A 21878-nucleotide genomic window follows, 5' to 3' on the forward strand; every position below is an offset into this window, starting at 1 on the left:
TTAAGGGAGTAGAAAATTATGGAATTTAAAAATCAAGTATACGGTATTATTGCAGAGGTTTGTCAGGACGACGTTGTGAAAGAAAATCCAGAGATTGCAATTTTTGAAGAAGGTCTTCTAGATTCATTTGGTACAGTAGAACTGCTTATGGCAATTGAAAGTCAGCTCGGAATCACTGTTCCGATTACAGAGTTCGATCGTGATGTGTGGGATACACCGAATCACATTGCTGAGCAGCTGGCAGAGATGAAGTAATGAAAAAGCGTTTTTTTGGGCCGCTTATTTTAGCGGCTGTTCTATTCATTGGTGTTCTTCTTGTACCAAATGCATGGCTCTCACATCTGATCCCAAAAGACAAATTACAAAAGTCAGCCACAGAATTAGATCCAGGGATGTTTCAGGGGCTTTATTTACAAGATGAAATGCTAAAAGATCCAACTTATTTGCCGATCTATGGATCTTCTGAACTATCACGTTTTGATCCATATCACCCTTCGAATTTCTTTCATGAGAATCCTCAAGGGTTTACACCTTATCTTATTGGAAAAGGTGGGTCACAATCATTAATTCATGCGATGAACTTCGCATCGCATATGGATGAATTAAAAGGGAAGAAGCTTGTGTTTATCGTGTCCCCGCAGTGGTTTGTGAAATGGGGATCAGACGAGAATCACTTTGCACCGAACTATTCAGCGCTTCAAGCGCTTAATCTCGCTTATAATAAAGAAATTGATCCAGCTGTGAAAAAAGAGCTGATCAAGAGAATCATGACGTTTAAAGCTGTAAAGAACGACATGGTCATCACAGAACTTTTTAAAGCAGAGCTTTCTGGGAACAAATTCGCTTATGGCGCGATTTCTCCTATTGCAAAAATGTATTATGGCATGCTTCAAAAGAAAGACATGTACTATACAATTGGATCGGGGAAAGAGCGTAAGCTTCATCCGTCTCCTTCTGTCAAAGGAAAAACATGGACTGAGCTTGAAAAAGAAGCAAGTGTCTTAGGTGCGGAAAAAGCAGGGAACAACCCGTTTTATATTAATCAAAAACTATTTGACCGCAAGCTGAAACCGATCATGAAAAAGATGAAAGATTCTCGTGAAGACCACTCTTATGCGGAATCACCAGAATACAAAGATTTTCAAATCATGCTGGATATTTTAAAACAGGCAGGGGCGAAGCCTTTGTTTGTGACGATTCCTGTCAATGGAAAATGGTATGATTATACCGGTTTCCCGAAAGAGGGGCGTACAGAGTATTATGAGAAAATCAATCGTCAAATTCGAGATAATGGGTATGAAGTCGCAGATTTGACTAAACATGAATACGATCCTTACTTCTTTAAAGATACAATTCATGTGTCTTATAAAGGATGGGTCTACATCGATAAGGCGATCGAAAAGTTTTACAAAGAGCAGTAGAATGCAGCAGCTTTCTGCTGCTTTTTGTTTGTCGAATCGGCGGATATCTTGTATAACGAAGGGAAAAGGGCTATGCTGTAGATGGAGGCGATATGATGAACCGTTCTGAGAAAAAAGAACTATTAAAGCGTTCGAAGAAGCATTTTAATGATCATGCCTTTTGGGAAAAGTTAAAAAAGACGGCACAAAAGGCTGGTGTCTCTCTTGTCTATGCTGTGCTATTACTTTACTATACATTGCAAAAACCCGAAGTGCCTGTCAAAGCAAAAACCCTTATTATTGGGGCACTCGGATACTTTATCCTTCCTATTGACCTCATCCCTGATACATTGATTGGTGTCGGCTACACAGATGATTTAGGAGCGATCACATTTGCTCTGCTCCAAGTAGCGATGTACATTGATGATGATGTGAAAGGAAAAGCGAAGGACAGGCTGTCAAAATGGTTCGGTGAAAAAACCGATACGTCTCTTATTGATCAAAAGCTTGAAGATGGCGGGATGCCGTCTGCACGCTGAAAAGAAGACAAAGGGCTAAAATAAAAATCATTTTAGCCCTTTGTCAACAAGCTGAAGCCCCCAAAACGGAGGCTTTTTTCATTATCCTAAAAATTTCACGCAAACTGGATGAGGAACAGTGATGTCTGATTGTAAGACAGTGAGTCGTCCTGTTTCTTTGTCGCGTTTGTATAACACTAGGTTGCTAGATTCTTGGTTTGAACCGACGAGGAATTCTTCAGTTGGATCAAGCACAAAGTCTCTAGGCCAGTTTCCTTCAGATGAAGCAATCTCGACAAGACTTAATTGGCCGTCGGCGTCTGCTTTAAAAATCGCAATGCTGTCATGTCCGCGGTTTCCTGCATAAACAAATTGCCCGTCTGAAGAGACGTGAATGGCACTGCCTTGATTGTTCTCTGTAAAGTCGCTTGGAATGGTTGCGATCGTTTGGATCTCTTCGAAATGACCATCTTCAAAGTAACGAAGCACAATCACCTCTGAGCTTAGCTCTGTCATCACATATGCCACAGGTTTCGTTGGATGGAATGTGATATGGCGAGGACCGGTGCCTGGTTTTGTTTCAAATGTATGAGCGAGCTCGAGTTTGCCGCCCTCTTTCTTATACGTATAAATGCCATCTGTCCCAAGGTCAACAGCCACTGCAAATTGTTCATCTGGTGTCAGACCCATAAAGTGAGTGTGCGGTTTTTCCTGACGGTCTTCGTTTGGTCCAGTTCCTTCATGCTGCGCCTGTGACAGCGTGCGGATGACTGAGCCATTTTCAGCATCGATTTCATACATCTCTGCTGTTCCTTTATGATAGTTTGCTGTAAAAGCTGTTTTTGTTTGATTGTCCACGCTGACGTGGCAAGGAGAAGCGCCATCGGCAAGCTCTTGGTTGATGAAACGAAGTGTGCCGGTTTCTGCATCAATTTGATACGCAGCCACGCCGCCCTGTGATCCTTCTTTCACAACAGAATACACAAATTTTTGAGAATCTGAGACGGTTAAATATGTAGGATTTTCAAGTTCAGCAGCTACTTTTACTTGTTCGATCTGCTGCTTGTCCGTATTTAATGTGAAAGTATAAATGCCTTTACTGTCTCCCTTTGTATATGTTCCGATATAACCTCTGATGTTAGCCATGTATTGCCCTCCTTCTATAAGATGCTCTCATTCTATCATAAATTCATAGGAAAACGCTTTAGAAAGGCATGCCGAAAGAAAATCAAAAGCGTTGAAATCTACCAGTATTCATTAAAAACGATGTGAAAAAATATGACAAACGTTTTCTCAAAAGAAAAGCGTTCAGGTAAACTAAATAAATTGAAGAAAAAATACAAAAAATTTTAAGTTTTTTCATTCCTTGTCTAGCAAAGGTGTAAGCGTATACATTTAATTTTGATTAGTCTAAATTGTCTAATAATTTTAAAAATGCTGTTGACACTGTATGGAAAGCGGCGTAAGATGGGTTCAACAAAAGCTAAACAAACACGCAGAGCAAGCGTGAGAGGCTTCAATAAAAAGTGTCTGAAAATTCAACTACTTTTTGCTTGAAAGAGAGGGTGCTCACTGAAAATGGAAGACCAAAAGGAACAGTGGATCTTTTTAAACGATGAACTCGTGAAAAAAGAGGATGCAAAAATTTCAGTTTATGATCATGGCTTCTTATATGGTGACGGTGTGTTCGAAGGGATACGCGTGTATAACGGAAATATCTTTCGAATGAAAGAACATTTAGACCGCCTGTATGATTCCGCCAGATCCATTATGCTGAACATTCCATATTCACTTGAGGAACTCACGGAAAAAATGATTCATACAGTTGAAAGGAACGGCCTAAAGGATGCCTATATTCGTCTTGTTGTCTCAAGAGGAGCTGGTGATCTTGGTTTAGATCCAAACAACTGCGGGAGAGCCAACACAGTGATCATTGTAGAGCCGCTGGCCATCTTTCCAAAGCACCTATATGAAACGGGTATTGATATTGTAACGGTACCGACGAGACGAAATCGTCCCGATGTACTGAGCCCAAAAGTGAAATCATTAAATTATTTGAATAACATCCTTGTCCGAATCGAAGCCCATATGGCCGGTGTGAGTGAAGCGCTGATGCTGAACGATCAAGGGTACGTGGCAGAAGGTTCTGCAGACAATGTGTTTATTTATAAAAAAGGTAAGCTTTATACACCGCCAGGTTATATCGGCGCTCTTGAAGGCATCACAAGAAATGCCATCATGGAGATTGCGGAGGACTTAGGCTACGAAGTGAAAGAAGAACCATTCACAAGGCACGATGTGTATACAGCAGAAGAAGTTTTTCTGACAGGAACCGCAGCCGAAGTGATCGCTGTTGTAAAGGTTGACGGCCGTACAATCGGTGAAGGGAAACCTGGGGTCCACACAAACAAACTTCTTGAACAATTCCGCAAGCGAGTGGTTGAAGAAGGAGAAAAAGTCGTATTTACAGATGAAAACATTCACGCAAGCTAAATAGATATCGATAAACGTTGAAGAGGACTAGTAGCTTTAGAGTCAGTATCTACAGAGAGCCGGTGGTAGCTGGAAACCGGTGTTACTTTCTAAAGTGAACTCACCTCTGAGTGTCTGCTTGAAATGATAGTAGGGCAGACCGAGTGACATTGCTCACTCGTTACCAAAATGGATGAAAGATGTCCATGAGACGGCAGCAGATTTTGCCGTGAACAAGGGTGGTACCGCGAAAAACAAAGCTTTTTCGCCCCTTTGACCTAGTGAAAAGTAGTGTCATTGTGGGGTGAGAAGGCTTTTTTATATGGTCTAAAATCTCGATCTTGAATAGAAAAGGGTGAAAAGACTTGACTGAAGCAAGACAAAGAGGAGGAAATCAAATGGGGACAAATGTACAAGTGGAGACGGAAACATCTAAAGCACCACAAACGATGAACGGTGCACTCATGTTAATTGAAGCACTCAAAAGAGAAAAAGTAGAAGTCATTTTCGGATATCCAGGCGGAGCGGTTTTACCGATCTACGATAAAATTTATGATTCTGGTTTATTTCATGTCCTGCCAAGGCATGAGCAGGGAGCGATTCACGCAGCAGAAGGATACGCAAGAGTATCTGGCAAACCGGGTGTTGTCATTGCAACATCAGGACCTGGAGCGACAAACCTTGTCACAGGAATTGCAGATGCAATGATTGATTCACTTCCTCTTGTTGTCTTCACAGGACAGGTGGCAACCTCAGTCATTGGATCAGACGCTTTCCAGGAAGCAGACGTGCTCGGCATCACAATGCCCATCACAAAGCACAGCTACCAAGTAAGAAATCCAGAGGAATTACCGGGTGTCATTAAAGAGGCGTTCCACATCGCAACAACAGGCAGACCTGGTCCAGTCTTGATTGATATTCCAAAAGATGTGGCAGGCATTGAAGGAACGTTTGAATACGATCAGCCAATTGATTTACCTGGTTATCAGCCAAAAGTCGAGCCGAACTATTTGCAAATTCGCAAATTAGTAGAAGCTGTAAGCAGAGCGAAGAAACCAGTCATTCTAGCAGGAGCTGGCGTTCTTCATGGCAAAGCATCTGAAGAATTAAGGCAGTATGTAGAGCAGCAGCAAATCCCAGTCGCTCATACACTGCTTGGACTTGGCGGATTCCCAGCAAAGCATCCTCTATTTCTAGGGATGGCTGGTATGCATGGCACATATGCGGCGAATATGGCCCTTCACCAATGTGATCTGCTCATTTCAATCGGTGCAAGATTTGATGACAGGGTAACTGGCAACCTCAATCACTTTGCGAAACATGCGAAGGTAGCACATATTGATATCGATCCAGCGGAAATTGGCAAGAACATTCATACCCATATCCCGGTTGTTGGAGACAGTAAGCTAGTCCTTGAAGAGCTGATCAAGCAAGACGGGAAGCAAGGGGAATCAAATGAATGGAAAAACCAATTAGATGAGTGGAAGGAAGAATATCCACTCTGGTACGTTGAAAACGAAGCAGAGGGCTTTAAGCCTCAAAAGCTGATTGAATACATTCATCAATTCACAAAAGGTGAAGCCATTGTGGCAACTGATGTCGGACAGCATCAAATGTGGGCAGCGCAGTTCTATCCATTTGAAAATGCAGATAAGTGGGTCACATCTGGCGGCCTTGGTACGATGGGCTTCGGTTTACCGGCAGCCATTGGCGCTCAGCTGGCTGATCAAGAGGCAACGGTTGTGGCGATTTTAGGAGACGGAGGTTTCCAAATGACCTTGCAAGAACTTGCCGTTATCCGTGAGCTGAACCTTCCAGTGAAAGTGATTGTTCTGAATAATCACAGCCTTGGAATGGTAAGACAATGGCAAGAAATTTTCTACGAAGAACGCTACTCATATTCTAAATTTTCAGAGCAGCCAGACTTCGTTAAATTATCTGAAGCTTATGGCATTAAAGGAATCAGAATCTCATCAGACGAAGAGGCGAAAGAAAAGCTTGAAGAAGCGTTAACCTCTAGAGAGCCTGTTTTCATCGATGTCAATGTAGCGAGAGATGAAAAAGTATTCCCGATGGTCGCACCGGGGAAAGGACTTCATGAGATGGTGGGGGTGAAACCTTGAAAAGAATTATTGTGTTGACTGTATTAAATCGATCAGGCGTACTGAACCGAATCACTGGCCTTTTTACCAAAAGACACTACAACATTGAAAGCATTACGGTCGGCCATTCTGAGATTCAAGATGTATCACGCATCACGTTCGTCGTCCATGTAGACCAAGAGAAAGACATCGAACAGCTGACAAAACAGCTGAACAAACAAATCGATGTTCTGAAAGTAACAGACATTACAAACCAATCAATCGTTCAGCGAGAGCTGGCTTTGATAAAAGTCGTTTCTGCACCGGCATCTAGAATGGAGATCACAGGGGTCATTGAACCGTTTAGAGCTTCTATTGTAGATGTAAGCAGAGAGAGTGTCGTCATTCAGGTGACAGGTGAGTCTTCAAAAATTGAAGCACTCATTGAATTACTTAAGCCATACGGCATTAAAGAAGTCGCCAGAACTGGCACCACGGCCTTTGCGAGAGATAATCAGCAAAAGCCGCAATCAAATAAAACAATTTCAATTGTCTAAACAAAAGGAGAGAGTCAAATGGTAAAAGTATATTATAACGGTGATATTCAAGAAAACGTATTAAATGGTCAAAAGGTTGCTATCATTGGGTATGGATCACAAGGTCATGCACATGCATTGAACTTAAAAGAAAGCGGCGTAGATGTGATCGTCGGCGTGAGAAAAGGCGGATCTTATACAAAAGCACAAGAAGACGGCCATCAAGTATTCACAGTAAAAGAAGCGGCAGCACAAGCAGATGTCGTCATGGTACTACTACCAGATGAGCAGCAAAAGAAAGTATATGACGAAGAAATCAAAGATCAATTAGAAGCAGGCAACTCACTTGTTTTCGCACACGGATTCAACGTTCACTTTCATCAAATTGTTCCTCCAAGTGACGTAGATGTGTATCTTGTGGCTCCAAAAGGTCCAGGACATCTTGTGAGAAGAACATATGAGCAAGGCGCTGGTGTACCTGCCCTATTTGCCATCTATCAAGATGTATCTGGCCAAGCGAAAGACAAAGCACTTGCTTATGCAAAAGCGATCGGCGGAGCAAGAGCGGGCGTTCTTGAAACAACATTTAAAGAAGAAACAGAAACGGATCTATTCGGTGAGCAAGCGGTCCTTTGTGGAGGTCTTACTTCACTAGTGAAAGCAGGTTTCGAAACGTTAACAGAAGCTGGTTATCAGCCAGAGCTTGCATACTTCGAGTGTCTGCATGAACTGAAATTAATTGTTGACCTTATGTATGAAGAAGGATTAGAAGGCATGAGATATTCAATCTCTGATACAGCACAATGGGGTGACTTCGTATCAGGACCGCGTGTTGTGGATGCAAACGTAAAAGAATCTATGAAAGCCGTCTTGACTGATATCCAAAACGGAACATTTGCAAAAGAATGGATTGTTGAAAACCAAGTGAATCGTCCACGTTTCAATGCGATCAATGCAAATGAAAATGAGCACCAAATTGAAATCGTCGGAAGAAAGCTTCGTGAAATGATGCCTTTCGTCAAACAAGGAAAGAAAAAGGAAGCGGTGAGCGTCGGTGCGGAAAATTAATTTTTTTGACACAACACTTCGAGATGGAGAGCAATCACCAGGAGTGAACTTAAATGCACAAGAAAAGCTAATCATTGCAAAGCAGCTTGAGCGCCTTGGGGTTAATATCATTGAAGCGGGTTTTCCCGCTTCATCCCGAGGGGATTTCTTAGGCGTACAAGAAATTGCTAGAACGATCAAAAACTGTTCAGTTGCTGGTCTTGCACGATGTGTGAAAGGTGACATCGATGCTGCATGGGAAGCGTTAAAAGATGGAGTGGAACCAAGAATTCATATCTTTATCGCTACTTCTGATATTCATCTGAAGCATAAACTAAAGAAAACACGTGAAGAAGTCGTAGAACAGGCTGTCTCAATGGTGAAATACGCGAAAGAACGTTTTCCGGTTGTCCAGTGGTCCGCAGAAGATGCGTGTCGTACAGATCTAGCTTTCTTAGCAGAAATTGTAGAGAAGGTCATTGACGCTGGGGCAAGTGTCATTAACTTGCCAGATACAGTTGGATACTTAGCGCCAAAAGAGTACGGCAATATCTTTAAATATATGAAGGAACACGTTCCAAATATCGACCGCGTCAACTTGTCTGCTCACTGTCATGATGATCTAGGAATGGCTGTAGCAAACTCACTTGCTGCCATTGAAAATGGAGCAAATCAAATTGAAACGGCTGTTAATGGAATTGGAGAACGTGCAGGAAATGCCGCTTTAGAAGAAATTGCAGTCGCTCTTCATATTCGAAAAGACTTCTACCAGGTCGAATCAACGATTCAATTGAATGAAATTAAGCGTACAAGTGATGTAGTGAGCAAATACTCAGGAATGATTGTACCGCGCAATAAAGCAGTCGTTGGCAACAACGCTTTTGCACATGAATCAGGTATTCACCAAGATGGTTTCCTCAAAGAAAAAACAACCTATGAAATCATTTCTCCAGAGCTTGTCGGTGTGACAACAGATGTACTAGTCCTTGGAAAACACTCCGGAAGACATGCGTTTAAAGATCGTATGAAAACGCTAGGATTTAAACTAACGGAAGAAGAAATCAATAAGTTCTTCGAAACCTTCAAGAACTTGACGGAGAAGAAAAAAGAAATAACTGATGATGATTTGATCTCTATTATATTAGAAGAAAAAGTAGCAGACCGAAAAATTGGCTACGAATTTGAAAGTCTTCAAGTGCACTATGGGACAGAACAAATGCCAACAGCAACGGTCTCTCTGAAAAATCAAGAAACGCAGGAAGTCATTCAAGAAGCAGCTACAGGCGCAGGCAGTGTAGAAGCTGTGTACAACACGCTGGAGCGTTGTATGGAGGAAAGAATTCATTTGCTAGACTACCGTATTCAATCGAATGGAAAAGGCAGAGATGCACTAGCGGAAGTATATGTCACTGTTTCAATAGAAGGAAAAGAAACAGCTGGACGCGGTGTGGCGCAAGATGTGCTGGAAGCATCGGCGAAAGCCTACGTCAATGCAGTAAACAGGCATTTAATCTTTAAATCAAATCTCATTGAAATTGAGAAACATCACGCGATTTCATAGGAAAGGAGGTAGGTTCTCATGAAAAAGAAAATTGCACTTTTGCCCGGCGATGGAATCGGACCGGAAGTAGTGACATCAGCGGTCGCTGTCCTCAAAGAGACAGCGGCTCAATTTCAACACGAATTCGAATTCGAAACGGCGCTCATTGGCGGTATCGCAATAGATGAAAAAAACAATCCGCTCCCAAAAGAAACGGTTGATGTATGCAAGAGCGCTGATGCGATTTTATTAGGAGCAGTCGGCGGACCAAAATGGGATCAAAACCCGCCAGAGCTTCGTCCGGAAAAAGGCTTGCTCGCTATTCGTAAACAACTGGACTTATTTGCAAACATCCGTCCTGTCAAAGTGTTCGATAGCTTAAGCGAGGCGTCACCGTTAAAACAGGATCACATTAGCGGAGTCGATTTTGTCATCGTTCGTGAATTAACAGGCGGTCTCTATTTTGGTGAACCAAGCGAGCGTTACACGGATGAAGAAGGAAAAGAAGCTGCGGTTGATACGCTTCTTTATACAAAGGAAGAGATTGTCCGTGTATTAAAAGAAGCATTCGACATGGCCTTAACGAGACGGAAAAAAGTAACGTCTGTGGATAAAGCGAATGTTCTTGCTTCTAGTAAACTATGGCGGGATGCGGTAGAAGAAGTGGCTTCTCAATATCCAGACGTCGAATATGAGCACATGCTCGTTGATAATGCCGCCATGCAGCTGATTTATAAGCCTGCTCAATTTGATGTCATTGTGACAGAGAATATGTTTGGTGACATTTTAAGTGATGAGGCTTCAATGATTACTGGGTCACTCGGTATGCTGCCATCTGCCAGTCTATCAAGCACTGGCCTCCATTTATATGAGCCGATTCATGGTTCAGCACCCGATATTGCGGGGCAAAACGTCGCAAACCCTCTAGCAACCATTTTGTCGGCAGCTAGCTTGCTTAGAACATCCTTTGCATTAGAAGAAGAAGGGGCTGCAATAGAAGAAGCTGTGGAAGCTGTTCTTGCCTCTGGCAAACGAACAAAGGACTTATCGGCAAAAGAGGGAACGTATCAAACAACTGAAGAAATCACTCATGCAGTTGTAGACGCACTCAAGCAGCGCGTGAAAACAATTGTATAAATAGAATCTTGTGGAATTAGGTAGAGGGAGGAAAAGGGTTATGCCTCGAACAATCATCGAAAAAATATGGGATCAGCACGTTGTCAAAAGCGGCGAGGGGAAACCAGACCTTTTATATATTGATCTGCATTTGGTGCATGAAGTGACATCACCTCAAGCATTTGAAGGATTAAGACAAAAAGGGCGCAAGGTGAGAAGACCTCAAAACACGTTTGCGACCATGGATCACAACATCCCGACTGTGAATCGATTTGTGATCAAAGATGAGATTGCTAAAAAACAAGTGAGTGCTCTAGAGCGCAACTGTGCTGAATTTGGCGTCCGTCTAGCTGACCTTCACAGTGTAGACCAAGGGATCGTCCATGTTGTTGGACCGGAGCTTGGGTTGACACTTCCAGGGAAAACAATCGTTTGCGGAGATAGTCATACATCAACTCATGGCGCGTTTGGTGCACTTGCTTTTGGAATCGGTACAAGTGAGGTTGAACATGTACTTTCCACACAAACGCTTTGGCAGCAGCGTCCGAAAACATTAGAAATTAGAGTAGACGGAAAGCTGCAAAAAGGGGTAACGGCCAAAGATGTCATTTTAGCAGTCATTGGTGCGCATGGCGTGAAGTTCGGATCAGGTTATGTGATTGAATACACTGGGGAAGTATTCAGAAACATGACGATGGATGAACGCATGACGGTTTGTAATATGTCGATTGAAGCAGGTGCAAGAGCAGGATTGATTGCACCTGATGAAGTCACCTTTGAATATTGCCGCGGCCGCAAATATGCACCGCAGGGAGAAGACTTCGAAGCAGCGATTAAAGAATGGGAAGAACTTAAAACAGATCCAGGTGCAACCTATGATAAAACGATTGTTTTAGATGGGAATGAGATTTCACCAATGGTCACATGGGGAATTAACCCAGGAATGGTGCTGCCTGTAGATGCGTCGATCCCAGGGCCTGAGGATTTTGCACAAGAGGATGATCAAAAAGAAGCGATTCGTGCGTACGAATACATGGGTGTTCATCCGCATCAGCGTATTGAAGATATTACGATTGAGCATGTGTTTATCGGCTCATGTACAAACTCAAGAATGACTGATTTACGCCAAGCAGCTTCTATGATAGAAGGACAAAAGGTAGCTGATCATGTCAGAGCGATTGTCGTGCCTGGCTCTCAAAGCGTCAAATTGCAAGCAGAAGAAGAAGGTCTTCATGAAATCTTCCTTGAAGCAGGATTTGAATGGAGAGAATCTGGCTGCAGTATGTGTCTTAGCATGAATAACGATGTGGTACCAGAAGGCGAACGCTGCGCATCCACATCAAACCGTAACTTTGAGGGACGTCAAGGAAAAGGTGCGAGAACGCATCTTGTCAGCCCGGCAATGGCTGCAATGGCTGCAATACATGGCCGATTTGTCGATGTCAGGAAGTTTAATCAAGAGAAAACAGTCGTGTAAGGAGTTGTCATAGATGGAGCCTTTAGTCACACACAAAGGGAAAGCCGCTGTGCTTAACCGTATCAACGTAGATACAGATCAAATTATTCCGAAGCAATTTTTGAAAAGAATTGAACGAACAGGATATGGCCGGTTTGCCTTTTTCGACTGGCGGTATTTAGCCGATGGCAGCCCAAACCCTGATTTCGAACTGAATCAGCCGATTTATGAAGGAGCATCCATTTTGATCGCAGGAGAAAACTTTGGCTGCGGATCATCAAGGGAACATGCCCCTTGGGCACTTGATGATTATGGTTTCAAAATTGTCATCGCACCATCATTCGCAGATATTTTTCACCAAAACTGCTTTAAAAATGGGATGCTTCCGATTCGTCTTGATTATGATGTGTGGAAAACATTCGCTGCGTCATATGAGAACAAAGGGTATGAGATGACGGTTGATCTTGAAAAACAGCAAATAGAAGATCACGAAGGGAATATCACTCCTTTTGATGTGGATCCTCACTGGAGAGAAATGCTCCTGAATGGCTATGATGAGATCTCATTAACTTTACTACTAGAAGATGACATTCAAGCATTTGAAGAAAAGCGCAGCAGCTGGCTGCGTGCGTAAACAACAAGAAGCCGTCCGCCCGAGGTGTGACGGCTTCTTTTTTGCATGAAAACCTCTCGTTACTTGTGTTTACTAACCTTCGTTGGTAAACTGATAAAAAATATGCGCCCGAAAGGAACGTAAGCATGAAACATGACAAGAAGAAAGATAATGTCATTTTGTTTCCTGGTCTGAAAGAAAGACTGATTGAAAAAGGAATGGCAGCATTAAAAGATAAACAGTATCAAGAGGCGCTTCACTTGTTTTCAGAAGCAAAATCTTATGATGACGATGAAGAATCCGATATTCACCTCGGCATGGCGATTTGTTTTCTGGAGCTGGGCGAGCTGCAGGATGCAAAGCGTGTTTGTGAAAAGATGTTGCATGAGGGATATGGTCATTACTTCACCGTGCTTCAAGTGTATATGACGATCTTAATTCAGCTGAAAGAATATGAAGAAGTGAAGCAGACAATTGAGGCAGTACTTGAGGAAAATCACCTTCCAGCAGAAAGCGCGGAGCATTTTTACAAGCTGCTCGAATTTAGCAGAAAAATGATCGAATCACCTGAAAAGATTTTAGATGAAGATGAGGATGGCGCCGGTGAAATCAATATAGATGATATGCTTGAGCGGCCAGAAGAGCAGGTGCAGTTCATCCATTCGTTGAAAGACCGGAACATCACACCACACATGGGTCTATTAAATACGATCTTACAAAAGCCTGATGGAAACCCTTTGGTCAAATCATTAATCCTGCAGCTTCTGTCAGATCATGATGTGGCAAAGCCGGTTCATGTGACGAAATTCGGTGATTCTTTAACGCTTGTTCCTTCTGAGGCTGTTAAGCCAGAGCAGATGCCGCTGCTTCAGCAAGTCCTTCGTAAGCTCGATGACACACTCGGCAATGAGAACCCAACCCTTTACCAAGGCGTGGAAGAGTTATGGCGCCGGCACTTATTTGTGCTTTATCCATTTCTTCCTAAATACACAGATCCGAATCTTTGGGCAGCAGCACTTCATAAAGTCGGCTATGAAATGCACGGGATTGAGATTGACCTCGAAGAATTGCATCTATTGTATGAATTTAATGAACGAGAGCTGAGAGAAGCTTGCACAATGCTGAAAGATATTGAAGAAATTTCTTATTTGTAATTTGTCGATTTAGTTGAAAGACGGACTTGTTATGTTATAATATAATGGTTGTATTTGTGCATATATCGTGCAGTTGTAGATTCCAACGGTTGAAAGACGATATGTATAATCAAGTCAAATGTTGTATACATAATACCGCTTCTTGAGCGGCGTGCGTGGTTTTTGATTGGACGAAGTCTTTATGATGCTTTAGAATGTAACAACGCACAATCTGAATAGATTTTTGGAGGGAAACACACATGTCAGTAAAATGGGAAAAACAAGAAGGTAACGAAGGCGTCCTAACTGTAGAAGTTGATGCTGAAACATTTAACAAAGCACTTGATGATGCGTTTAAGAAGGTTGTCAAGCAAGTATCGATCCCTGGATTCCGTAAAGGGAAAGTACCACGTGGTCTTTTCGAACAGCGTTTTGGTGTAGAATCTCTTTATCAAGATGCATTAGATATTCTTCTTCCAGTTGAATATCCAAAAGCAATCGATGAAGCTGGTATCGAGCCAGTTGACCGCCCTGAAATCGATGTTGAGAAAATCGAAAAAGGCGAAAGCTTAATCTTCACTGCAAAAGTAACAGTGAAGCCTGAAGTGAAACTTGGTGACTACAAAGGTCTTAACGTAGAAAAAGACGACGCAACTGTCACTGATGAAGATGTACAAGAAGAGTTAAAAGGCATGCAAAACCGTCAAGCTGAGCTTGTTGTCAAAGAAGAAGGCGCAATCGAAAACGGCGATACAGTTGTTCTTGATTTCGAAGGATTCGTTGATGGAGAAGCATTCGAAGGCGGAAAAGCTGAGAACTACTCTCTTGAAGTAGGTTCAGGTTCATTCATCCCTGGTTTCGAAGAGCAGTTAGTTGGTCTTGAAGCAGGCGCTGAAAAAGACGTAGAAGTCACTTTCCCAGAAGAATATCATGCTGAAGACCTTGCAGGTAAACCAGCTGTATTCAAAGTGAAAATTCACGAAATCAAAGCAAAAGAACTTCCAGCACTTGACGATGAGTTCGCGAAAGATGCTGATGAAGAAGTAGAAACTCTTGCTGAACTAACTGAAAAAACGAAGAAACGTCTTGAAGAAGCGAAAGAAAACGAAGCAGAAGGTAAACTTCGTGAAGAGCTAGTGGAGAAAGCTTCTGAAAATGCGGAAGTTGACATCCCTCAAGCGATGGTTGACACAGAGCTAGACCGTATGATGAAAGAATTCGAACAACGCCTTCAAATGCAAGGAATGAACCTTGAGCTTTACTTCCAATTCTCAGGACAAGATGAAAATGCGCTGAAAGAGCAAATGAAAGAAGATGCTGCTAAACGCGTGAAATCTAACCTAACACTTGAAGCAATTGCTGCTGCAGAAAACTTACAAGTGTCTGATGAAGAAGTAGAAGAAGAACTTTCAAAAATGGCTGAAGCATACAACATGCCAATTGAAAATATCAAACAAGCGATCGGATCTACTGACGCAATGAAAGAAGATCTAAAAGTTCGCAAAGCAATTGATTTTCTTGTAGAAAACCGTTAATATGGTGCATAATAATAAAACAGGGCGCGAGTGACTCGTGCCTTGTTTTGTACAATTTTTGACTTATCATCGCTTCTTTTGGAAACGATAGTGTAAGTCGCATCTTTCTGTTATACATATCTCAATGTGCAGTGTTAGAAACACATCATTACCGTCTTTTAGGAAAGTATGGTAAAATGCATACATACTGGACCCAGAAAGGTAGCTGACTGTTAGCTACAGGCAAGTGAAGAAGAATAAGGGGTGAAAGAATGTTTAAATTCAACGAGGAAAAAGGTCAATTAAAATGCTCGTTTTGCGGAAAAACGCAAGATCAAGTGCGTAAACTGGTCGCAGGACCTGGCGTATATATATGTGATGAATGTATCGAGCTTTGCACGGAAATAGTTGAAGAAGAGCTCGGCACTGAGGAAGAAGTTGAATTCAAGGATGTTCCGAAGCCTCATGAAATTCGGGAGATTCTTGATGAATATGTCATCGGACAAGAAAATGCGAAGAAATCCTTAGCTGTAGCGGTGTATAACCACTACAAACGGATCAATTCCAACAGCAAGATTGATGATGTTGAGCTTTCGAAAAGTAATATCTCTATGATTGGGCCAACAGGAAGCGGTAAAACTTTACTTGCTCAAACGCTTGCTCGTATTTTAAATGTGCCATTTGCGATTGCAGATGCAACATCATTAACTGAAGCAGGTTATGTTGGTGAAGACGTAGAGAATATTTTACTAAAGCTGATCCAAGCAGCCGATTATGATGTAGAAAAAGCGGAAAAAGGCATTATCTACATCGATGAAATCGATAAAGTAGCAAGAAAATCAGAAAACCCTTCTATCACTCGTGATGTATCTGGGGAAGGTGTTCAGCAAGCGCTATTGAAAATTCTTGAAGGGACTGTCGCTAGTGTACCGCCTCAAGGTGGACGTAAGCATCCTCATCAAGAATTCATTCAAATCGATACAACAAATATCCTCTTTATTTGTGGTGGAGCCTTTGACGGCATTGAGCAAATCATCAAACGCCGCTTAGGTCAAAAAGTCATTGGATTCGGTGCGGAAAATAAAATCGAAGATCTTGAAAAAGAAGTTCTTCTATCAAAAGTACTCCCAGAAGACTTGCTTCGCTTCGGTTTAATCCCGGAATTCATCGGCCGTCTACCGGTTATTGCAAGCCTAGAGCCGTTAGATGAAAAAGCACTTGTAGAGATCTTGACGAAGCCTAAAAATGCGCTCGTTAAGCAGTATACAAAAATGCTTGAGCTTGATGATGTAGAGCTTGAGTTTGAAGAAGATGCTCTTAGCGAAATTGCGAAAAAAGCAATTGAGCGTAAAACAGGAGCTCGTGGTCTACGTTCAATCATTGAAGGCATCATGCTTGATGTGATGTTTGACCTTCCATCACGTGATGATATTGAAAAATGTGTGATCACTGGTGCAACGGTTGCCGATGGCGAGTCGCCGCGTCTTGTGTTAAAGGACGGCACAGTCGTCAATAAAGATACGAAAACATCTGCATAAGGGTAGTCTCACTCCTGAATCTTTTTGATTCAGGAGTTTTTTATTTATCGTGGAAGTTGTGTTTATTCCGTCCAGCTCTAGGAAATACTAGCAGACAGAAACCAATACATACGATAGATGAAGGAGGGAGCACCGATTGAGCTGGACAGGAATCGTATTATTCATACAGCTGTTCTTTGGTATCGTCATCGGGCTGTACTTTTGGAACTTACTGCAAAATCAGCGCACACAAAAGGTGACGATAGACAAAGAGTCAAAGAAAGAAATGGAAGCACTCAGAAAGATGCGGTCAATCAAGCTGAGTGAACCTTTATCAGAGAGAGTCCGGCCAAAGGGGTTTCAAGATATTGTAGGGCAGGAAGACGGCATTCGTGCACTAAAAGCGGCACTATGCGGGCCGAACCCTCAGCATGTCATCGTCTACGGACCACCGGGAGTCGGTAAAACAGCCGCTGCCCGTCTTGTGATGGAAGAAGCGAAGCGTCACGCTGATTCTCCGTTTAAAAAAGATGCGGTCTTTGTAGAGCTCGATGCGACAACCGCGAGATTCGATGAACGAGGCATCGCAGACCCGCTCATTGGTTCTGTGCATGACCCGATTTACCAAGGGGCTGGAGCAATGGGACAGGCAGGCATTCCGCAGCCAAAACAAGGAGCCGTCACACATGCTCATGGCGGGGTTCTGTTTATCGATGAAATTGGCGAGCTGCATCCGATCCAAATGAACAAAATGCTCAAAGTGCTTGAAGATCGGAAAGTCTTTTTAGACAGTGCCTACTACAGTGAAGAAAATACCCAAATCCCCAATCACATTCATGATATTTTCCAAAATGGGCTTCCGGCTGATTTTCGATTGATTGGTGCCACGACTAGAACACCTGACGAAATTCCACCAGCGATCCGGTCAAGGTGTCTCGAAATTTTCTTTAAGGACCTTGACCAGCATGAACTGAAAATCGTCGCTGCCAAGGCTGTCCAAAAAATTCAAAAGGAATTAAGTGATGAAGGGCTGAACCTTTTAACATCCTATGTGAAAAATGGACGTGAAGCGGTCAACATGGTGCAGATTGCCGCTGGTATGGCTGTCACGGAAAACCGAAAAGACATCACGATCGAAGATGTAGAATGGGTCATTCATTCAAGCCAGCTGACACCAAGATATGAACAAAAAGTACCAGAAAAGCCAAAAGTGGGGGTAGTCAATGGACTGGCCGTTTATGGACCAAACAGCGGCGCCCTGCTTGAGATTGAAGTGAACATTTGTAAGGCGCTTGAAAAAGGCAGTATCAACATTACAAACATTGCAGAAGAAGAAAGCATTGGCAATCAGTCGAAATCCATTAGACGAAAAAGTATGGCCAAAGGGTCAGTTGAAAATGTATTAACGGTGCTTCGAAATTTAGGCATTCGGACAAATGAATATGACATCCATATTAATTTTCCAGGCGGTGCCCCTATTGATGGACCGTCTGCTGGGATTGCCATGGCGACCGCGATCTTCTCAGCCATACATCAAATCCCGATCGATCATCTAACAGCCATGACGGGTGAAATCGGATTGCAGGGTCAGGTGAAGCCGATCGGCGGTGTGATACCGAAGATTAAGGCAGCGAAACAAGCTGGTGCCACAACTGTCATTATTCCTTATGACAACCAGCAGTCGATCTTAAAAGAGATTGAAGGGGTCACCATTGTGCCTGTGAAGCACTTCCAAGAAGTGCTGGATCAGTGTTTGGTCAACCCGCCAGACGAGAAGAAAGATGGACTAGAAGACGAAATGAAAAGTAAATCTGTTTAATCCCCATCACATATGGGGATTTTTTAGTGAAATAGATCTTTTTTTCTTTTTCATGATAAAAAGAAAGGGTATACTACGGTAAGATCAACATTTCTCAAGTCTTTTACATTGTACAAGACTGAAACAGGTATATTATAATGATTCATACTAGTGACGGAGGTGTCAATCAACATGGCAGATGAAATCAAAAAGAATGTTCCGCTCCTTCCATTGCGAGGTTTACTTGTTTATCCAACAATGGTCTTGCATTTGGACGTTGGACGCGAGAAGTCTGTTCAAGCATTAGAACAGGCGATGATGAACGATCATATGATTTTTCTAGCAACACAGCGGGAAATTTCAATAGATGAACCAGGTGAAGAGGAAATTTTCAAAGTCGGCACCTACACAAAAATTAAACAAATGCTGAAGCTGCCAAATGGAACGATTCGTGTACTCGTTGAAGGCTTGAATCGAGCGCAGATCGAATCATACGTAGAGCTGGAGGACTATACGTCCGTCGACATAAAAGAATTGGCAGAAGAAGAATTAAAGGACGCAGAAGCAGAAGCACTCATGCGCACATTGTTAGATCACTTTGATCAATACATAAAAATTTCAAAAAAAATCTCAGCTGAAACATATGCAACAGTGACGGATATTGAGGAACCAGGGAGAATGGCAGATATCGTCGCTTCTCACCTGCCGCTCAAATTAAAGGACAAACAAGAAGTACTGGAAACAGTGGATGTCAAAAAACGGCTGAACCGGGTCATCAGCTTAATACACAATGAAAAAGAAGTACTGGAGATTGAAAAGAAAATCGGGCAGCGCGTGAAACGTTCAATGGAACGTACGCAAAAAGAATATTATTTGCGTGAACAAATGAAAGCCATTCAAAAGGAGCTTGGAGACAAGGAAGGGAAAACTGGCGAAGTCAGTTCTTTAATGTCTAAAATCGAAGAGTCGAGCATGCCGGATTCTGTTCGTGAAACAGCGCTCAAAGAATTGAACCGTTATGAAAAAATTCCTTCAAGCTCTGCTGAGAGCTCTGTCATTCGAAATTATATTGATTGGCTGATCAATCTTCCATGGGGCATTTATACAGAAGATCGTCTAGATTTAAAGCTTGCAAGTGAAATTTTAGATGATGAGCATCACGGGCTGGAAAAGGTCAAAGAACGGGTGCTTGAATATCTTGCTGTACAGAAGCTGACCAATTCATTAAAAGGACCGATTCTTTGCTTAGCAGGGCCTCCTGGGGTAGGGAAAACGTCACTTGCCAAATCTATTGCCAAATCACTTGACCGAAAGTTTATCCGTATCTCCCTTGGCGGTGTGCGTGATGAGTCTGAGATTCGTGGACATAGAAGAACGTATGTAGGTGCGATGCCTGGCCGTATCATTCGCGGGATGAGCAAGGCAGGAACGATGAATCCGGTGTTCCTTTTAGATGAAATCGATAAGATGTCCTCTGATTTTAGAGGCGATCCATCTTCTGCGATGCTCGAAGTCTTAGACCCAGAGCAAAATCATAACTTTAGCGATCACTATATTGAAGAAACATTTGATTTGTCTCAGGTGCTATTTATTGCCACTGCCAACAATTTAGCAACCATTCCAGGTCCACTTCGTGATAGAATGGAGATTATCACGATTGCAGGGTATACAGAGGTTGAAAAAGCAGAAATTGTGAAAGATCACCTTCTGCCGAAGCAGCTAAAGGAGCACGGATTAAAGAAAGGGAACTTGCAGCTTCGTGAAGCAGCGATTTATGATACGATTCGCTATTACACAAGAGAAGCGGGTGTTCGTGGATTAGAGCGTCAGCTTGCGGCAATATGCCGTAAAGCGGCAAGAGCGATTGTGGCTGAAGACCGCAAACGCATCACGGTGACGGAAAAGAACTTATCTGAATTTCTCGGAAAAAGACTTTACCGTTATGGCCAGGCTGAAACGACAGACCAAGTGGGGGTTGTCACAGGACTTGCGTATACCACTGTTGGCGGAGACACCTTGTCGATTGAGGTATCACTCTCACCGGGTAAAGGCAAGCTCTTGTTAACAGGGAAGCTTGGTGATGTCATGAGAGAATCTGCACAGGCGGCATTCAGTTATATTCGTTCGAAAGCAGATGAACTGAACATTGATCCTAATTTTAATGAAAAGCATGATATTCATATCCATGTTCCAGAGGGTGCGGTTCCAAAGGACGGGCCATCAGCTGGTATCACCATTGCGACGGCTCTTGTATCAGCACTCACAGGACGACCTGTGTCAAAAGAGGTTGGTATGACAGGAGAGATTACGTTAAGAGGAAGAGTGCTTCCAATTGGCGGACTAAAAGAAAAAGCATTAGGCGCACATCGCGCAGGACTGAAAACCATTATTCTTCCAAAGGACAACGAGAAGGATATTGATGATATTCCTGAAAGTGTGAGAGAAGGACTAACCTTTATTCCGGTCTCACATTTAGATGAGGTGCTTGAGAAAGCGTTGGTAGGAGAGGGAAGATGAAAGTAACAAAATCAGATATCGTCATTAGTGCGGTAAAACCAGAGCAGTATCCGAGCGGGGGACTGCCTGAAATCGCTCTTGCTGGACGATCAAATGTTGGGAAGTCCTCGTTCATCAACTCATTGATTAATCGTAAAAATTTAGCGCGTACGTCTTCTAAACCAGGTAAGACTCAAACGCTTAATTTCTACATCATCAATGATATGCTCCATTTTGTGGACGTTCCAGGCTACGGCTTTGCTAAAGTATCAAAGACAGAGCGCGAAGCCTGGGGGAGAATGATCGAAACGTATATTACAATGCGTGAAGAATTAAAAGCAGTCGTCCAAATTGTGGACCTGCGTCATAAGCCATCAGTAGATGATGTGAACATGTATGAATTCCTGAAATATTACGGAGTTCCCGTAATCGTCATCGCAACAAAGGCGGACAAAATTCCAAAAGGCAAATGGGAAAAACATGCGAAAGTCGTCAAACAGACACTCGACATTGACCCATCAGATGAACTAGTCCTGTTCTCTTCTGAAACGAAAAAGGGAAAAGACGAAGCCTGGAATGCCATCCTTGCGAAGATTAACAGCTAAAAGAAAAGGCATCTGTCATGGACAGATGCCTTTTTA

Annotated in this window: 18 protein-coding genes and 1 other annotated feature; of the genes, 17 read left to right on the plus strand and 1 reads right to left on the minus strand. The window is 42.7% G+C overall.

The annotated features are described in order from the left end of the window. The first annotated feature begins 18 nt into the window (after positions 1-18). The 3 genes from dltC to ACP7A0_RS06650 all read left to right on the plus strand — a co-directional run bounded on the left by dltC (position 19) and on the right by ACP7A0_RS06650 (position 1939). On the plus strand, positions 19-255 hold the full coding sequence (dltC, locus tag ACP7A0_RS06640) for a D-alanine--poly(phosphoribitol) ligase subunit 2 (protein ID WP_024423191.1): 237 nt from the start codon (positions 19-21) through the stop codon (positions 253-255). Beyond that, positions 255-1421 (plus strand): D-alanyl-lipoteichoic acid biosynthesis protein DltD, encoded by a 1167-nt coding sequence (gene dltD, locus ACP7A0_RS06645; protein ID WP_066030583.1) that lies wholly within the window; start codon positions 255-257, stop codon positions 1419-1421. The genes dltC and dltD overlap by 1 nt, the downstream gene beginning before the upstream one ends. A 95-nt stretch (positions 1422-1516) precedes the next feature. After that, complete coding sequence (locus tag ACP7A0_RS06650; RefSeq protein ID WP_034661711.1) at positions 1517-1939, plus strand: YkvA family protein; 423 nt, start codon at positions 1517-1519, stop codon at positions 1937-1939. 81 nt (positions 1940-2020) lie between these two features. Here the strand turns inward: ACP7A0_RS06650 and ACP7A0_RS06655 are convergent, their stop codons facing one another. Further along, complete coding sequence (locus ACP7A0_RS06655; protein ID WP_066030584.1) at positions 2021-3064, minus strand: lactonase family protein; 1044 nt, start codon at positions 3062-3064, stop codon at positions 2021-2023. A 432-nt stretch (positions 3065-3496) separates the two neighbouring features. Here ACP7A0_RS06655 and ilvE point away from each other — a divergent pair, with 432 nt between their 5' ends. The 14 genes from ilvE to yihA all read left to right on the plus strand — a co-directional run bounded on the left by ilvE (position 3497) and on the right by yihA (position 21842). Then, positions 3497-4411: a branched-chain-amino-acid transaminase gene (gene ilvE / locus ACP7A0_RS06660; RefSeq protein WP_003216381.1), complete on the plus strand. Its 915-nt coding sequence runs from the start codon at positions 3497-3499 to the stop codon at positions 4409-4411. An 8-nt stretch (positions 4412-4419) separates the two neighbouring features. Beyond that, positions 4420-4666: a binding site (T-box leader), on the plus strand. A gap of 122 nt (positions 4667-4788) precedes the next feature. Then, a complete protein-coding gene (ilvB, locus tag ACP7A0_RS06665) occupies positions 4789-6513 on the plus strand; it encodes an acetolactate synthase large subunit (protein WP_282068205.1) in 1725 nt (574 codons plus the stop codon). Next, positions 6510-7028, plus strand: a complete 519-nt coding sequence (gene ilvN / locus ACP7A0_RS06670; protein ID WP_034661705.1) for an acetolactate synthase small subunit — start codon at positions 6510-6512, stop codon at positions 7026-7028. The genes ilvB and ilvN overlap by 4 nt, the downstream gene beginning before the upstream one ends. Before the next feature lie 18 nt (positions 7029-7046). Then, positions 7047-8075 (plus strand): ketol-acid reductoisomerase, encoded by a 1029-nt coding sequence (gene ilvC / locus ACP7A0_RS06675; RefSeq protein WP_034661704.1) that lies wholly within the window; start codon positions 7047-7049, stop codon positions 8073-8075. Further along, complete coding sequence (locus tag ACP7A0_RS06680; protein WP_034661703.1) at positions 8062-9615, plus strand: 2-isopropylmalate synthase; 1554 nt, start codon at positions 8062-8064, stop codon at positions 9613-9615. The genes ilvC and ACP7A0_RS06680 overlap by 14 nt, the downstream gene beginning before the upstream one ends. A gap of 18 nt (positions 9616-9633) precedes the next feature. Continuing rightward, a complete protein-coding gene (gene leuB, locus ACP7A0_RS06685) occupies positions 9634-10731 on the plus strand; it encodes a 3-isopropylmalate dehydrogenase (RefSeq protein ID WP_095285533.1) in 1098 nt (365 codons plus the stop codon). A gap of 40 nt (positions 10732-10771) precedes the next feature. After that, positions 10772-12187 (plus strand): 3-isopropylmalate dehydratase large subunit, encoded by a 1416-nt coding sequence (gene leuC, locus ACP7A0_RS06690; protein WP_034661700.1) that lies wholly within the window; start codon positions 10772-10774, stop codon positions 12185-12187. Positions 12188-12200: 13 nt separating this feature from the next. Next, entirely contained in the window at positions 12201-12800 is a 600-nt protein-coding gene (leuD, locus tag ACP7A0_RS06695) for a 3-isopropylmalate dehydratase small subunit (protein WP_095285531.1), read from the plus strand. 125 nt (positions 12801-12925) lie between these two features. Beyond that, positions 12926-13933 carry a DNA damage checkpoint antagonist DdcA gene (gene ddcA, locus ACP7A0_RS06700; RefSeq protein WP_034661697.1) on the plus strand — a complete coding sequence of 336 codons (1008 nt, stop codon included), beginning with the start codon at positions 12926-12928 and terminating at the stop codon, positions 13931-13933. Between the two features lie 239 nt (positions 13934-14172). After that, positions 14173-15447 carry a trigger factor gene (tig, locus tag ACP7A0_RS06705; RefSeq protein ID WP_060596897.1) on the plus strand — a complete coding sequence of 425 codons (1275 nt, stop codon included), beginning with the start codon at positions 14173-14175 and terminating at the stop codon, positions 15445-15447. A 251-nt stretch (positions 15448-15698) separates the two neighbouring features. Further along, positions 15699-16964 carry an ATP-dependent protease ATP-binding subunit ClpX gene (clpX, locus tag ACP7A0_RS06710; protein WP_012010785.1) on the plus strand — a complete coding sequence of 422 codons (1266 nt, stop codon included), beginning with the start codon at positions 15699-15701 and terminating at the stop codon, positions 16962-16964. A gap of 136 nt (positions 16965-17100) precedes the next feature. Continuing rightward, a complete protein-coding gene (lonB, locus tag ACP7A0_RS06715) occupies positions 17101-18762 on the plus strand; it encodes an ATP-dependent protease LonB (RefSeq protein ID WP_426004628.1) in 1662 nt (553 codons plus the stop codon). A 171-nt stretch (positions 18763-18933) separates the two neighbouring features. Beyond that, positions 18934-21258 carry an endopeptidase La gene (lon, locus tag ACP7A0_RS06720; protein ID WP_095285529.1) on the plus strand — a complete coding sequence of 775 codons (2325 nt, stop codon included), beginning with the start codon at positions 18934-18936 and terminating at the stop codon, positions 21256-21258. Beyond that, the gene (gene yihA / locus ACP7A0_RS06725) at positions 21255-21842 is read left to right on the plus strand and encodes a ribosome biogenesis GTP-binding protein YihA/YsxC (RefSeq protein ID WP_034661689.1); all 588 of its coding nucleotides are present in this window, start codon (positions 21255-21257) and stop codon (positions 21840-21842) included. Before lon ends, yihA begins: the two co-directional genes overlap by 4 nt. The last annotated feature ends 36 nt before the right edge of the window (positions 21843-21878 follow it).

This window comes from Bacillus sp. DWP3-1, from assembly GCF_049896565.1.
Taxonomy (GTDB): domain Bacteria; phylum Bacillota; class Bacilli; order Bacillales; family Bacillaceae; genus Bacillus.